This window comes from Allobosea sp. 05T439 (assembly GCF_056396005.1).
Genome location: NZ_JBFTKP010000075.1, coordinates 1 through 14770 on the forward strand (window position 1 = coordinate 1; position 14770 = coordinate 14770).

10 protein-coding genes and 5 pseudogenes are annotated in these 14770 nt (G+C 61.3%); 10 read left to right on the forward strand and 5 right to left on the reverse strand.

What is annotated here, in order from left to right; translation table 11 throughout:
• Positions 1-148: 148 nt before the first annotated feature.
• Positions 149-352: pseudogene (locus AC1DIO_RS34030) on the reverse strand (IS6 family transposase); the annotation flags it as partial.
• A gap of 369 nt (positions 353-721) precedes the next feature.
• Positions 722-1750 (reverse strand): AraC family transcriptional regulator, encoded by a 1029-nt coding sequence (locus tag AC1DIO_RS34035; RefSeq protein ID WP_476854818.1) that lies wholly within the window; start codon positions 1748-1750, stop codon positions 722-724.
• A gap of 436 nt (positions 1751-2186) precedes the next feature.
• Here AC1DIO_RS34035 and AC1DIO_RS34040 point away from each other — a divergent pair, with 436 nt between their 5' ends.
• Entirely contained in the window at positions 2187-2528 is a 342-nt protein-coding gene (locus AC1DIO_RS34040) for a hypothetical protein (RefSeq protein WP_476854819.1), read from the forward strand.
• 192 nt (positions 2529-2720) lie between these two features.
• Here AC1DIO_RS34040 and AC1DIO_RS34045 read toward each other — a convergent pair whose 3' ends face one another.
• Positions 2721-2957: a hypothetical protein gene (locus AC1DIO_RS34045; RefSeq protein ID WP_476854820.1), complete on the reverse strand. Its 237-nt coding sequence runs from the start codon at positions 2955-2957 to the stop codon at positions 2721-2723.
• Positions 2958-3104: 147 nt separating this feature from the next.
• Here AC1DIO_RS34045 and AC1DIO_RS34050 point away from each other — a divergent pair, with 147 nt between their 5' ends.
• Together AC1DIO_RS34050 and AC1DIO_RS34055 are read left to right on the forward strand one after the other, a co-directional pair.
• Positions 3105-4649, forward strand: coding sequence for a DUF4236 domain-containing protein (locus tag AC1DIO_RS34050; protein WP_476854821.1), 1545 nt, complete (start codon positions 3105-3107; stop codon positions 4647-4649).
• Between the two features lie 686 nt (positions 4650-5335).
• A pseudogene (locus tag AC1DIO_RS34055) lies at positions 5336-5537 on the forward strand (DDE-type integrase/transposase/recombinase); the annotation flags it as partial.
• A 682-nt stretch (positions 5538-6219) separates the two neighbouring features.
• Here the strand turns inward: AC1DIO_RS34055 and AC1DIO_RS34060 are convergent.
• Together AC1DIO_RS34060 and AC1DIO_RS34065 are read right to left on the reverse strand one after the other, a co-directional pair.
• Positions 6220-6354: pseudogene (locus AC1DIO_RS34060) on the reverse strand (IS5/IS1182 family transposase); the annotation flags it as partial.
• 134 nt (positions 6355-6488) lie between these two features.
• Positions 6489-7653: pseudogene (locus AC1DIO_RS34065) on the reverse strand (acyl-CoA dehydrogenase family protein).
• Positions 7654-7828: 175 nt separating this feature from the next.
• Here AC1DIO_RS34065 and AC1DIO_RS34070 point away from each other — a divergent pair.
• The 7 genes and pseudogenes from AC1DIO_RS34070 to AC1DIO_RS34100 form a co-directional block, all read left to right on the forward strand.
• Positions 7829-8479, forward strand: coding sequence for a winged helix-turn-helix transcriptional regulator (locus tag AC1DIO_RS34070; protein WP_476854822.1), 651 nt, complete (start codon positions 7829-7831; stop codon positions 8477-8479).
• 109 nt (positions 8480-8588) lie between these two features.
• Positions 8589-9191, forward strand: a complete 603-nt coding sequence (locus tag AC1DIO_RS34075) for a hypothetical protein (RefSeq protein WP_476854823.1) — start codon at positions 8589-8591, stop codon at positions 9189-9191.
• 20 nt (positions 9192-9211) lie between these two features.
• Positions 9212-9478, forward strand: a complete 267-nt coding sequence (locus AC1DIO_RS34080) for a c-type cytochrome (protein WP_476770278.1) — start codon at positions 9212-9214, stop codon at positions 9476-9478.
• 368 nt (positions 9479-9846) lie between these two features.
• The gene (locus AC1DIO_RS34085) at positions 9847-11997 is read left to right on the forward strand and encodes a mechanosensitive ion channel family protein (protein ID WP_476854824.1); all 2151 of its coding nucleotides are present in this window, start codon (positions 9847-9849) and stop codon (positions 11995-11997) included.
• A 403-nt stretch (positions 11998-12400) separates the two neighbouring features.
• Positions 12401-12649, forward strand: a complete 249-nt coding sequence (locus tag AC1DIO_RS34090; RefSeq protein ID WP_476777504.1) for a hypothetical protein — start codon at positions 12401-12403, stop codon at positions 12647-12649.
• A 711-nt stretch (positions 12650-13360) separates the two neighbouring features.
• Complete coding sequence (locus tag AC1DIO_RS34095; protein WP_476832171.1) at positions 13361-14473, forward strand: IS5 family transposase; 1113 nt, start codon at positions 13361-13363, stop codon at positions 14471-14473.
• Positions 14470-14770: pseudogene (locus tag AC1DIO_RS34100) on the forward strand (hypothetical protein); the annotation flags it as partial. The gene AC1DIO_RS34095 and the pseudogene AC1DIO_RS34100, both read left to right, overlap by 4 nt.

Sequence of the window (14770 nt, forward strand, 5' to 3'; positions counted from 1 at the left end):
CCCGCCCCGGTCCCGTCGCTCCGCCCTCGCCATCCATCTGCATCGTCTGTGCGCCATGGCACAATGGAAAGCCGTCGCTGGCCTCGCAGCGTGAGCCCGTCACCCGGTTGAGTTCGCTTCAATGGTCCGCGGTTAACGTGACAACGCCGGTCAGGGCGCGCTTGCGCCGGTTGAAGCGCTGAAGCAGCAAGGGCGCGAAGTAGACGACCCAGCGGTGGATCGTGGAATGGTCGATGCTGATGCCGCGCTCGGCCATCATCTCCTTCAGGTCGCGCAGGCTCAGGCCGTAGGCCAGATACCAGCGAACACACAGCAGGATCACCGATCGGTCGAAATGACGGCCCTTGAACATCTGATGTCCTCCCGCCAATGGCTGGAAGGTGATGCCCTAACCTCCGTAACTGAAGAGTTTGCAACAGAACCGGCCCGCTGACGCTAGCTAGGATGGCGCGGGCGCTTGATGAGGTGAGGTCGCGGCGGTCGCCCATCTGCTGCACCCCAGCCTCTCCGCGAGGGAAAGCCTTCGCCTCGTCGTTGCCGCCACGGGCGGACCGGAGATCAACGCAGCCAGGCGCGTCTTTCGGAGGGGCAAGGCATGATCCTGTCCATGCTTGACCAGGATCTCGGCGATGGGACTTCGTCGTGAGCGCCATTCAGTCCCATTGGGTCTCGTCGCAGGAGTGCTTAGGAACGAGCGTCCGCCCCGGCGAAGCGATATCAATCAAGCCTGAACGCCGGCCATACGCATCTGGCTTGGCGCCACACCTGTCCATTGCTTGAACGCATGCGAGAACGCGCTGACCTCTTGGAACCCCAATAGCCAGGCGACCTTGGAGACATGGTGGTCGCGATCGTTGAGATAGCGCACGGCTAGGTCGCGCCGCAGCTGCTGGAGGATTTCCGAGAAGCTCAGGCCCTCCTCGGCGAGCCTCCGCGCCAGTGTTCGTTCGCTTAATCCAAGCTGGCGGGCGATGACCTCGGCGCGAACCTTGCCATGAGGCAGCAGCGGCGCAATCGCATTCTCGACGCTCACCCGCAGAGGGCTGGCATTGGATGTGCGGGACGACAACGCCGCCTCGCAATAATCCAGCAGGAGATCATTGAGGTAAGGGTCGGCATTAATGAGAGGGCGCTCGCGCGCGTCAGCGTGCAAAACGATGGCATCGGTCTCGGCGCCGAACTCCACCTTCGTTCCGGCAAACCGCGACATCGCAGAGGTATCGCCCGATCGGTGATGCGCGATCGAGACGTGTTGAGGGACGAGGTTTGCGCCTATCAGGATGCGGCAGATCCGGATTGCTCCAAAAATGCAGAACTCGGCCTGGTGCCGATCGGAATGCCGAGGAAGTCCGGCATAGTTCAGAGTGATGGTGAACTCACTTGCCTCGGCAACGCTGAAGACCAATGCTTCATTGGTGATCGAGCTATACCGGGCAATTCGTTGCAGTGCTGCGCCAAGCGTTTGCGACGACGCCATCACATAAAACAGCAACCCGAGAGCTCGGGGCTCGAACTCCTGCGCCAGGGTGAAGCCCAGGCAGTCATCTCCCAGCGCGGTCCCGGCCCGCTCCAGGAATGCGACCTGACGCCGGGCAGGCACTCTTTGATCGCCATCGGCGAGCATGTCCTCGGTCAGACCGACGTCGTTCAGGAGAGGCGCAACCGGTATGCCGGCGCAGGCAAGACGCGTTATGGCAAGGCGCGAGATACCCGCTAGCGTCGTTGGGAGGGAGGTCAGATCGTGTGGCAAAGCCGCCGAACTCCCATTTCCATGTTCGGGGCCAAACCCACTCAGGCTGGAGCGAGCAAAGAATTGGCCGAAAATAACAAGCCGCCGACGCTGAGGCCACGCATTTCGCGGAGGTCCGCCTTAAAGCGCGCGGCAGACATGCGGAGAGAGAAGCTTGAAGAGGTCGATATCGCGCGTTTGATAGTCACCCGCTTCCGCGGGGCGATCCGACATTGTTAGTGGATCGACTGGCGCGACGCCATCGCGGTTCGTGGAGTTGGGCCAAATTGCGCAGCCGACGCGCCCACGGACGATCCTCTACGTCCTGCTCGTTGCACCATCTGATGCCGTGCGGCTAGCGCGGCTCTGGCGGCTGTTTTTGATTTTCGGATCCGGCGATCCTGTGCAACATCCTCACGGACAAGGAGCGCGGTCAAGGATCGAGGAACACACTGACATGAGCGGTTTTCCTGACTGGCAACTGGTCTGGCACCAGTTCAGGGGCATGACATCGGGCGACGTTCCGATCTGGATGAGCGCGCCGGGTCACTGGATGGATGCGCCGTTTGTGATCACGCCTGTGACCTATCCTGACGGGAGTGTGTCTCGCCATTTTGCGGCTCGCGACAATGCCAACCACCGCGTCATTACCAATGTCGCCGAAACCCCCGAAGAGGCGAAGCAGATTGTCGCGCGATACATTGCCGAAATCCGTGACGGGCATGTCTGGGACGGCGTCGATGTCAGCCCCGACGAGCTTCGTAAGAGAGTGGCGCGCAACGAGAGKGCCAAGGACTGACGATTCACCAGGGCGGGATTGAGGCCCAGCCGGCACCCATCCCACGCCCGGCCGCAGAAGGGCTGGCCTCGCGCATGTCTGGGGCAAGTCAGCACGCGACGTGGGGGCAGTAGGCCGCCCGTTGTTGGGGATGGCCCTAGCGCTCCAGCGAGCAATGCGCAGGGACGTAGGCCGTCTTCAGCCGGCGGGGCTTCAGGCCTTCTTGGAAACCGAGTGCTGCGGCAAATGCGTGGCCGCTATCCGACAGCCGCCGTAGTTGGCGTGGTGACGGTGATGCTTGTACCAGCCGCGGTGATGGCCGCGATTCCAGCCATAATGGCGGCGGAGGCCATAGCGATACATGGCGTGATGCGACTGGCCATGATGCCAGCCATGCGGCTTGGCGTGCGCCTCGACGCTGGTGCCAACCGCTCCGTAGTCCGCCTCCAACATTGTCTCGGGAACAGTGTCGACATCGCGATCTTCGCCTCGGCTCCTCAACCCATGGTGTTGAGTTGCGAGATGTCGGCGTCGTGAACTGACCAGCGCCGCCTGATACCGTAACCTGCCAGTCACGTTTTGTTGGGGCGCTCACCTATGAGGTTCCGCTTCGGTCATTCAGTACGTACGTTTCCTGGTGTTCGGCTGACCTTCAGCAAAACCGGCATCAGCGTTTCCGCGGCTGTACGCGGGACCACCACCGGACCTCTCGACAGTTCCCTGACACTCGAAGCCCGACCGTCCGAGTTCCAACGTCCCCGCGAGATACACAGCAAGGGGGGCGCGCAGCTGACAAGTTCGGATCTTCAGGGCCTAAAGGACTTGATCAATGATGCGGCTCATCAGAAGGCGGCCCTCCAATCGGATTACCGGGCAGCGCTCAGAAGCCGCAAGTCGGCCTGGAGGAAGTTATGCCGGCGCGAACAACCCCCGCTCAGATGGTTCCCGAAGTCATCAATCCCAAAGCTCCGCTGGGCCTTTGAAGAGACGGAGATCGAAGCCAGGAAAGTGCTGTCTGCGCTCTCTGCCAGCGAAATCAGGATTGAGATCGAACTCGATGAGGATGCCTGGAGCACTTGGGTCGAAGTGGAGCGCTCCCATGCTGCCTTGGCTCGCTCCGACTATCTCTGGGACGTAGCCTCGTCGAGCGAGGACGAACGGGCCAAGGAGAGACCCACTTCTTCGTCGGCCGTCACACGATACCAGGTTCGGCTGCATCCCATCTTGGATGGAATTATCTCAGGCTCTCCTGGGGTCCGCCTCGAGAACGCAAACGGAGACAATCTCGATATCTTCGGCGGCTTCGTCCTGATGCGCTCAAAAGGCGCCAGCGATTACGCCGTGATCGATTTCCGTGACGTCTTTGTCGAAGCGACAGATGTCCCGTTCATCGAAAGTGAAGCCGTTCCCGCGGACGCGCAGGTGATCGACCATGTATCGGCCAATTCCAGCAAGGATCGATCACCCGATGGACGGCTCAACGACCAGCTTCCGATCGCCAAATATGGCCAGATCACCATCACCAGCGGAAAGGGGCTCCATGAGGTATTTTTGGCAAGCAACTGCGAAGCGGCATTTCGGTTTGCCGATGCGCTCGCGGCTTTCAAATCGGCCCTGATCCGTCAGGCCGCTAATTCACAACCCGGCGACGCTCCGCCGCCTGCGATGCGATCTACACACGCCCCGGAGTTCGAGAAACCCCTGCCAGAACTCCAACGGGTCAGCGGCGCTTATGAACTCATCCTCATTCCTGTCGCGCTCGCTGTCGCACCCATTTTGGCGTCTTCGTGGCGCCAACAGCCTCCGACCTCGCCCCCGATCATCGCCGCCCTCCGCTCGAACCCGGCGGAAGCGCGCATAGCCGGCCTCCCCTCAACCCAAATCTCGGTCGCGCCAGTGAGGCCTGTCGCTACGGCTCCACAGGTCGGAGCCCTCTCGACGAATCAAGCTCAGCCACGTGAGCGGCTCGTTCTCCTCCAGCATGCCAACGTCCGATCAGGACCTGTGCGATCCTCTGCATCCCTGCGGGTCGCGCCGAAAGGAGCGATCGTCAGCGTTTTCAGACGAGACGGAAGATGGATAGAGGTCGGGGATGAGCAGCCTTGGGGCTGGGTGAACACGGTTCTCCTGAAAAAGCCGTGACCGCGCAAATTACCTTCTCGGGGGCCTCACCGTCGTAAGCTTGTGAGTTTGAGTATTGCGATACCGCGTCGGCAGCCTGTTACACCTGCCGCCTCATTCCCGCCCCCGACCTGAAGGCCGTCCAGGGTGCCAGTCCGGACGGTCGTCTCGCAGCACGAGCCGGCAGCTACGATTCCTGATGTGCGAGTCGTTACGTTCCAGGCATTCGAGCCTGAAGTGTCTTTGAAACGTTCGATCGAGGCAGAAGTCGCACGATATTCGACGGCCGCGCATCCCGTTCAGTGAGGGCCACCGCATCAAGCAGAAGTTCGATGGCGCGGCACAGCCGCTCGTCTTCGAGACTATCGTTATCAAGGGCGAGGAACGCCTCAACCAAGAAGGCTCGGCATTTACGGTAATCGCTCATGGCGAGCATGCTGATGCCAACAGATTAACGCTCGACAAAATGATTGAGAGCAATTCGATCCACTGGGACGGCTCACTTGCACCCCACCATCTCCGCCAGCTCGCATATTCGCATCTCGACGGCGCCATGGGGGCGTCGGAGGAGGTGGCTGCCGCTTGTGGCTGATGTGCAGGACGCAGGCGAAGCGGGAAGATCCGGCGGGGCGAGCGCAGCTATCGGCCTTTCTGTCGGCAGGTAGCAGCTGATCTGTCGAAGCGCCTTCCTCACTCCGCATTTCCTCAAGAGCCGATACCTCAACAATCGGATCGAACGGGATCATCGGCGCATCAAACGCCGCATCCGTTCCATTGCTCGGCTTGGTGGGGAGCGCCGAGGCGATCCTGTCCGGCATCGAGGTGGTCCACATGATGCGCAAAAGACCGGCGAGATTTGCCTACAAGCCGGGCCCGTCAATTGCCGAGCAATTCGAAACGCTCGCTGCCTGGTCTGGGCCCACGGGCGCCGCTCTTCCCGTCCAATTTCCGGAATTGCGACCGAGCCGGTGGAGGCCGCCCTCAAAGCGATGCGCGCTCATGACGCCATCGAGACCGCGCCGCCAGGCTGGTGCAGGGCGCTCGATGAGGTCACGGCCGCGACCGTCGCGCACATGATGACCGACGGTATTTCCGCGACGAAAAGCCTTAGCCTCTTCATCGCCGCCACGCGCGGCCCTGAGATCAACGCAGCCAAATGTTTCTTCCGACGGAGCCAGGCACGAAATAGCGTTGGCTAATCTTGTCCTTACTTGACGAAACTGCCTTTCGTGAGCACCATGGGGCATTGCGCCACCTCCCCTGAGACGCTTCGACGGCAGGAGCCCTCCAAGGCTTCCCGATAACCCAGCTCTCCCATGGGTTACGTTTCCGGCTGGGGAACCCCCGTAGAGGCTCCGCAACGGCCTCTACGGGGTTTTTTCACACTGGTGTGCAATTAATCTGGCGCAGGATGCCATCTCGGCAGTATCATAACGATCGGACCGATCTCGCGGCAGCGAAGCTGGCCGGCGACGCAGCCGAAGGCGAACTCGCCGCCTGTCATGCCTGCGAAGAGGATGTAGGCCCGCTCCATCATGGCGAGGAACGGTATCCCACACAGCCATCTCGACGATCCGCCACTTGCCCTTGATCATGCCGGGGCCGCCAGAAGCTTGGGCAGGCGGATCAGGTTGTAAACGGCCCGCGCCAGAGTGAACGCGGCATCGACCTTGGGGCGGCCGCGCACCTTCGCCTTGGCCAGTCCCGCCGAGCTTTTGATCCAGCGGCGTCGGGAAGGGCAGCGGCGATTCGAACGCGCGCAGGCGGCCCCTGCATTTAACGGAAGCTTGAGAAGCCGCTTCCGCTCAGTGCGTTCTGGTGCGGTATGGTATTCAGGGCGCCTCTTCAGCGTCTAATCCGTCAGAAAATCGCCTCTGTCCGCAGGCCTAATGCCATCGCTCCGGCATAGCGAGCCTGAGGACCGGCCTGTAGAGGGTGAAAGCGTGCGCCCTGTATGTCGCGAAAGCGGCRTTCGAGTCCTCTCACACGATAGAACGATGCACCGCCCGCTAGCTCCATGGCCAGGTCGACGGTTGCGATCGCATGCCGGGCGACAAGATTGCGCCCTATCATGACTTCATTCACCGTCTCGGCGGACGGGGCGTTGCGCGCGACCGTGTCAAGCGTCCAACGGTGCGCCAGCTGCGCGGCGCGCAATTCGGTGTCCATGCGGCCAGCGAGGGATAGGTCCGGTGCTGGCTTCTCTTTCGCGATCTCGACGGCGAGATCGCGGGCGCTTTCTGCAACTCCGAGATAGACGGCGTAGATCAGCGGGAAGGCAATCGTTGCGATCGTCTGGAAGACCGGATGCCACTCGCCGGCCTTGCGCGAGAAGGCGACGTTCGCGTCGGGAATGAAGAGGTTGTCGATCACGACGTCGTTCGAGGCAGTGCCGCGCATCCCAAGCGTGCGCCAAGTGTTCTCAATGCTTACAGCAGCGGAGTTCATCGGCGCGCCGAAATGAATGACAGAGCGACTGCCATCTTCCCCCTCGTGAATCGCGCCGGTCATTAGAATGTCGCCGGCCTMGGCGCCGGAGGTGAAGACCTTCCGGGCCGTGATCCGGTAGCCGTCGGCGACCTTCACAGCCTTCCCCGAGCCGCCGATCCAGTCCGAGCCGCCTGACGAGAGAAGGATAATTTTCTCATTCGCGACCCTCTTCAAGAGAGGCTCGACGGCGGCCACCTTCTAGTGACGCCAGCGCCAGGCAGGTATGGCGACCTGATGCGTGTTCATGGAAAAGGCGAGTGCGGTGGAACCGCACGCACGCGCGAGCACGCGCAGCATCTCGGCGAGCTCGGATATTTCGGCGCCGCGGCCGCCGAGTTCCTGCTTCCACCAGACCAGCCTCCTTCAGTAGGGTGTAGTTCTCGCCGACAAAACTGTCGTTCTGGTCGACTTCGGCCGCGCGTTCGGCGAGCTTCCGCGAAAGATGGTGCGCGGTTTCCACGATACCGTCGGCGCAAACCCCGGAGTTTTCGATAGCTGAGATGGCTTGAACTTTCGAAGCGACGTTCGTCGGCATGGCGTCCTCCGTTCCTGTGACGCTGAAGGATCGGAGTTGAAGCCGTGAGGGTCCAGTTCAGCAACTGTACTGGTGTCGCTTTTTGGATGAAGCTGCTTTGGTACCATTCGCCAGGAGAACAGCGGGGTTCGAAATGGACTAGCGCGGCGGCTATGGCCAATTCTGCCCGGTGTCGATGGCGTCGGAGATCCTGTGCAGTCGCTGGACGACATTGGTGGTGCGCGAACTCCTTTGCGGCAGCACCCGGTTCAATGACCTACGGCGCGGCGTGCCGAGAATGTCGCCGGCGCTGCTGTCCAAGCGCCTGAAGGAGTTGGAGCGAGCCCAGGTGATCACCGTGTTGCGCAATGCAAACGGCTCGGTTGAGTATCACTTGTCTGAAGCGGGCGAGGAACTGAGATCTTTGATCGTGGGCCTCGGCAACTGGGCACAGCGCTGGATGGAGTCGCGGCTCTCATTGAATAACCTCGACCCGTCGCTCCTGATGTGGGACATGCGACGGAGCCTCAACGCCAAGCTATTGCCTGAACGCCGCTACACGATACAGTTTCTGTACCCAGAGCTGCCAGGGGCGCAAAAGAGCTGGTGGTTGGTGGTGGACGGCGGAACGGTCGACCTCTGCAATTTCGATCCCGGTCATCAGTTAGATCTCCTCGTCACGAGTTCCTTGCGAACAATGACGGCGATCTGGATGGGACTGACGACGATCAAGAAGGAGTCGGACTGCGGACAGCTGGAGATCGACGGCAATCCGACGCTTGCCAGCTCGATGCAACAATGGCTCGGCCTTAGCGCCTTCGCCCACGAACCAAGGCGGGTACAGTGATCGCCAGGAGTGCCTCTCCGGATAGCACCAGTGGACCAACCCGCTCTCGCGTGAGGGCGTTGCAACCGAGGATTGTGGGGTCGTTTCCCCCTGATCTTTGGAGAGCCACATGCCCGGGCTTGCCGCCCGTCCGCAGCGCCAGCGGATGATGGACGGGATGACCATCCGCGGGTTCGGTGAGCACAGCGCGACGACGTTCGGCAGGTCTACGAGTTCGCCATGTTTCTCGGCGCTCTCCAACCGGGCCGGGCCAGAAGATCTGCGGCGCTACCAACTTCCCCTCGTGGGGTGCGAGAGTTATGCCCGGATGGACCCGGCCTGCATGGTGCTGCTTCTTTGGGGCATAGAATTCATTCCCGAAAATGTGGGCGGGCGAAGCGTACGGACGGCACGAGGGGCAAGCACTGACATGGCGCGCAAGCTGCAAATCCAGCCCTCCAAAACCAAGGCTGCACATATCGATGGTGCTCAGTTCCAGTTCGGGCTGAATGAGGTCGATTTGAGCCCGGAGCGGTTCGCGGGACTGTTCTGCGGCGGCCGGATCAAGCGTGTGCACGAGTGGCTGAATGATGAGTTGCCTGTGCCGCCGTGGGTGCCGGCGCTGCTCGCTGCGATGGTCTGGCCGGAAGCGCCGACTCGAGTGATTGCGACTGCCGAGCATCTCATCGCGGCCGGTTCGGCGGATGGAACGAGCGGGGAGCCAGGAGAGTGATTCTTCGACTGACCTTGGCAATGGCGTTGGTCGCCGCTCCAGCACTCGCCGAACCAAGGCGCTCCGCGGTGGAGCAATGCGCTGCATGTCATGGCGACGACGGCATCGCACGGGATAGCGAAGTCCCTCACTTGGCCGGGCAGAATGAACGCTACCTCTTCAATCAGATAATGGCGTTCCGGTCGGGAAAGCGTCAGCACAAGGAGATGCGCTATATGGCGCGTGCGATGACGACAGCCGAAATCGCTGCGCTCTCTGCCTATTATGCGGCGCTCCCGACACGATAGAAATGTCCTGTTATCGACGCATTGCGCCGAAGATCCTGCCTTGTCTGCCAGCGATTACGCCTTTCGCAAAGCTAGGGCGTTGGTTGGCCCAGCCGTTCCGCGCAAGTTTACTTGTCTGTGTCCGGATCGTGCGTGACCTCCGCGCCAACCCAACAACGCGCCGCGGGTGTCGCGGTAATGATGCTAAAACAATAAGACATCCGTCAGGGTATATGCGAACCGGCATTCCATTCGGCTGACCGTTTCGCGTTGCATCTGCCCAGTAGCACGCCGATCTGCTAACAGCGATTCTAGTGCAGAATTGCCCACCACCGGTCTACTTATCCGGTGGAATTGAACTCTTTGATCAGCTTTGCCTTGGGGGGTAGATGCGCAGCTTTCTGATATTAATTTGGTGCGTCCTTGCCACCTGGGGAATATCTGGCGCCCGTGCACAGGGGCAAGGAGAAAGCCCTCCACCACAGGCCAAGGAATTGTTGCGCCTGCTCGATGAGCCGAGCGTGCGACGCTGGATCCAGCAATCCGGCGAGGCCAGTCCAGCCGCACTGCCCACAGAAATAGCAACTCCCGAGCCGCCCCTATCCAGCCGACTTGCGACACGGCTCACCAGCGTACGCAACCATATCGGTTCCATCGCCGCCGCAGTCCCTCAGTTGCCGACGCAACTCGCGCGGGCCGCCGGCTTATTGAAAAATGAGCTGGCAACGACAAGCGCTGCCCGGCTTGCTCTGATGATTTCGACCTTTCTCACTCTCGGTGTCGGTTCCGAGCAATTGTATCGCCGCATGAGCGCCCGCTACCGCGCCTTGCTAGAGAGGAAACCCGTCCTTTCCGTTGAGGAACGATTCCGCACCGCGGGATTGCGCCTGGCCACCCTGGTTGCCGGAATCGCAATCTTCGCTGCAGGCAGCCTCGGCGCGTTCCTGCTGTTCGCATGGCCACCGATCCTGAAGCAGATCATGCTCGCCCTTCTCGTGGCCGTGCTCGTCACGCGGGCTACTCGGTCTTTGCTGGATTTCGCTTTGTTTCCACCGCGGAACACGCACGGCGCCTGGTCGGATCACCAGATAGTTCCAGTAAAGCCGAAGGACGCCATCTACTGGCGACGGCGCATTGGCTTGTTTGTCAGCTACTTCGCATTTGGGTGGTCGATTGTTGGCATTCTGATCGATCTGGGCTTTCCTCGAGATTTCCGTTTCGCGGCAGCTTATCTCCTCGGACTTGGCCTTCTGACAATTGGTCTGGAAGCCATTTGGAACGGACCGGAAGGCGATAGCAGCTCCACGGCTGGATCCGGCAGAATTGCGAAGAGCGTCGCCATGTCAGCTTATGCTGTGGTCTTGTGGCTTCTCTGGGTTTCCGGCCTTCTGGGCATGTTCTGGATTGCCGTTTTCGTGCTTCTGCTGCCCAAAGCCATCTCCATTGGAAGGAACGCAGTCAGTCACCTCCTGAGGCCGACCGAGACCGGTGGGCTGGTGCCGATCAGGCACAATATCCTTGAGGTGTGCCTTGAGCGCGGGGTGCGGCTGATCATTCTCAGCGCCGCTACGCTTTGGCTCGCTCATATTTGGCAGGTTGACCTGGTCGGTCTTACGAGCCAGGACAGCCTGCCGATGCGCCTGCTGCGCGGTGCGCTGGCAAGCGTCGTCATTCTTCTCCTGGCCGATTTTCTATGGCAAATCGTCAAGGTTTCCGTGGACGGCGCCCTCGCTGATCCAACGGAGAGCATCATTTCCGGTTCCGACGAGGCCATCCGTCGGGCGCGACTTCGCACGCTGCTGCCCATCTTCCGCAATATCCTGCTTGTGGTTATCGCGGTGATGGCGAGCTTGACGGCGCTTGCTGCGCTCGGGCTCGAAATCGGCCCCCTGATCGCTGGAGCCGGCGTCTTGGGCGTCGCCATTGGTTTTGGCGCTCAATCCCTGGTCAAAGACATTATCAGCGGCATGTTCTACCTACTCGACGATGCATTTCGCGTCGGCGAATACATCCAAAGCGGCAGCTTCAGGGGAACAGTGGAGTCATTCTCACTCCGTTCGGTCCGCTTGCGCCATCACCGTGGTCCAGTGTTCACCGTTCCGTTTGGACAACTCGGCGCGGTTCAGAACATGAGCCGAGACTGGGTCATCGACAAGTTCATGATCAATGTCACTTACGATAGCGATCTGGAAAAGGCGCGGAAAATCTCCAAAAAAATCKGTCAGGAGCTTGCCGAAGATCCCGACTTAGCGCCTGACATTATCGAGCCGATGAAGATGCAGGGGGTCGAGCAGTTCGGCGATTATGCCATCCAGCTTCGTTTCAAGATGACGACCCGGCCAGGCCAACAAGCGGTCGTGCGTCGCAAAGCGCTTCTGCGCCTCAAGACGGCGTTCGACCAGGCTGGTATCAAGTTCGCCCATCCGACGGTCCATGTTGAAGGTCGCGACGAAGAAGCAGCTGCTGCCGCCCAGCAGATTCTAACCGCTCAAAAGGTCGAAGCGGCAAAGGTCGAAGCGGCAAGTGCGGCTGGTAGATAGCGCTCGACTAATTTCGGCTGAGGCAAAAGGGTGTTGCGACGCGGGCAGCCGGGTGTGAAGCATGCGCCGTCAGGCATCGGGGGCCGGTCATTACGGCTGGCCGCATGTCGCTCAAGGTAGGGGAGGGGTGGTTGGTGCGAGCCTACGGATGAGGGGGGCGCGCTGGACGCTTAATGTCAATGCTGGTCTCGACGCACTCGCCGGCCTTTTTCCCGAGCGCCTGGCTCCGCTCCATCACCTCCCCGCGGCCGCCGGCGGCAGCCCGTTCCGTGGCGGGGCGGTCACGGACCTCCCTCGCGGTCCCGTCGCTTACGAAATCGGCTTCTTTACTCCCAGCCTCGGCCCAAGCAGGATTGCATCCGCCGGACGTTCGTTACGGCGTTCGCATCAGGGAGGTTTTGCGATGGGCGTGTTTTCGACCGCGGCCGGTGACCTGAACTTTGACAACCAGCCGGAGCGCGATCTGGCGGCACTTGAGGGCAGGCTCGTTGTGATCCGGCATCAGGGGATCGACGACATGGTGGCCGGCCGGCTTATCGGCACGCCTCAGCCCGGCTTTGCCCTGCACCTGCTGACCGAGAGTGGCGCAATCAGCGTCCCGGGCTGGAGGTCGGTGCACCAGGTCACCTCCACGGGTCACGCGAACCAATAAGCGGAGGCGATGCCGGCAAGCCTGCGCGGCGCATTAACCAGGGCGAACCCAGCCGGATGCTCAGGCCATACGAAACCAGCGCTCGAGGGTCGGAATAGCGATCCAACTCCCGATCGCTGATGTCTGCCAGCTTTTGCGCCACGATATCAGTTCTCGGCCGCACCGCGTCTTGCACGGGCAAGGGAAAAATTGGGGAACAGGGCTGAGGACAATAAAACGCCGCMGCCGATAGCAAAGCCGAAGGCGGCAATAAACATTAGGCCAGGCTTCGGCCCATCGGCCACAGCGAGGAATGTTACCAAGGCGCACCCTAACAACACGGAGCTTATCAAGAAGCAAGCCAGGCGCCATGCCTTCGACATAGGCTTCGGTGTATCCGGGTMGTTGTAAATGATCGGGCCGTCCAGGTCGTCGTCAATGATGAAGCGCGGGGCGGGGACTTTCATAGGCCGGGACCATGTGTGACAGGCGCTCGCGAATCCATATTAACCGCAGCCAAGTTCTTGGCATTAACCGCCAAGTTCTATTTCGAAGCACGTGAGGGGTCCATATCGCGCAGGGGCAGCACAAAGTACCCGCTTGGGGGACCGTCCCGCAGGGCCCGGCACGCAGCCACGCGAAAGTCGGCTTTAACAGGCTGTTGAAAAAGTCTGTAGCGGGGCGGCGTTTGGCGTGATTCACTCGGCTTGAGGAGTTGGCTGGGGGCATTTGATGCGCGGGTCGGATGAGCGCTCTGGATCGCTGTTTTCCTATGTGGATCTGGAGGCTCGGGTCGGAGTGGGCCATCCGTTGCGGCCGATCCGGGAAATCGCCAATGCAGCCTTGGCGGAGCTGACGGGGGATTTTAGCGCGCTCTATGCGCAGCGGCTGGGGCGGCCGTCGATTGCGCCGGAGAAGCTGTTGCGGGCGATGCTGCTTCAGGCGTTCTACGGGCTGCGTTCGGAGCGTCAGTTGATGGACCGGCTGGAGTTCGACCTGTTGTTCCGTTGGTTCGTTGGTCTTGGGGTGGATGACCCGACCTGGGACCATTCGAGCTTCTCGAAGAACCGGGACCGGCTGCTGGCCGGAGAGATCGCAGCCAAGTTCCTGTCGGCGGTACTGGCTCAGCCGAAGGTCAAGCGGCTGTTGTCGAGCGACCATTTCTCGGTGGATGGCACGCTGATCGAGGCCTGGGCCTCGACCAAGAGCTTCCGGCGCAAGGACGGCAGCGACGGCGATGATGGCTCCAGGACGGGGCGCAACGCCGAGCGCGACTTTCATGGCAAGAAGCGATCCAACGAGACTCACCAGAGCACCACCGACCCCGAGGCCAGGCTCTATCGCAAGAGCGACGGCCAACCGGCCAGGCTCTGTTACCTCGGCCACGCCTTGATGGAGAACCGCCACGGCCTTGCGGTCGGCGGCGGAGTGACCTTGGCTACCGGCACGGCGGAACGCGAAGCGGCACTCGCCCTGCTGGATGCGAGGCCAGGTCGCGCACGGCGGATCACACTCGGCGCCGACAAGGCCTATGACGTGAAGCAGTTCGTGGCCGATCTMAGAGCCCGATCGATCACCCCGCATATCGCCAGCAATGAACATGTCACCAAGACCGGCAAGCGGCGCCGGAGCGCCCTCGACCGGCGCGTCCAGCGCCACCCCGGCTATGAGATCAGCCAGCGCTGCCGCAAGCGGATCGAGGAGGTGTTCGGCTGGATCAAAAGCTCGGCGGGACTGGCCAAGGTGAAGGTGCGCGGCCGCCCCAAGGTCGATGCCGCGTTCACTCTGGCGCTGGCCGCCTACAACCTGATCCGTCTGCCCAAGCTTCTGGCGGCCCCGGCATGATCAAGGGCAAGTGGCGGATCGTCGAGATGGCTGTGTGGGATACCGACTTCCTCGACATGATGGAGCCGGCCTACATCCTTTTCGAGGGCAAGACAGGCGGCGAGTTCGCCTTCGGCTGCGTCACCGGCCAGTTGCACTGCCCCGAGACCGACAACGTCCTATGTCGGGAAGCAGCTTTGGGCTTTGGCCAACAGGTCTCATCGCGCCGGCAGATCGCCGACGTCAGCAGTAAGCTGATCCAGATGGTTTCCACCGTCAACGGGATCGCTCCCAGCCATAGCAAACACAGGATCCAGC

Bases quoted from the DNA above. Each gene is read 5' to 3' on its own strand.
- AC1DIO_RS34050 (WP_476854821.1), top strand. From the start codon at position 3,105: ATGAGGTTCCGCTTCGGTCATTCAGTACGTACGTTTCCTGGTGTTCGG.
- AC1DIO_RS34070 (WP_476854822.1), top strand. From the start codon at position 7,829: ATGGCGTCGGAGATCCTGTGCAGTCGCTGGACGACATTGGTGGTGCGC.
- AC1DIO_RS34075 (WP_476854823.1), top strand. From the start codon at position 8,589: ATGCCCGGGCTTGCCGCCCGTCCGCAGCGCCAGCGGATGATGGACGGG.
- AC1DIO_RS34080 (WP_476770278.1), top strand. From the start codon at position 9,212: ATGGCGTTGGTCGCCGCTCCAGCACTCGCCGAACCAAGGCGCTCCGCG.
- AC1DIO_RS34090 (WP_476777504.1), top strand. From the start codon at position 12,401: ATGGGCGTGTTTTCGACCGCGGCCGGTGACCTGAACTTTGACAACCAG.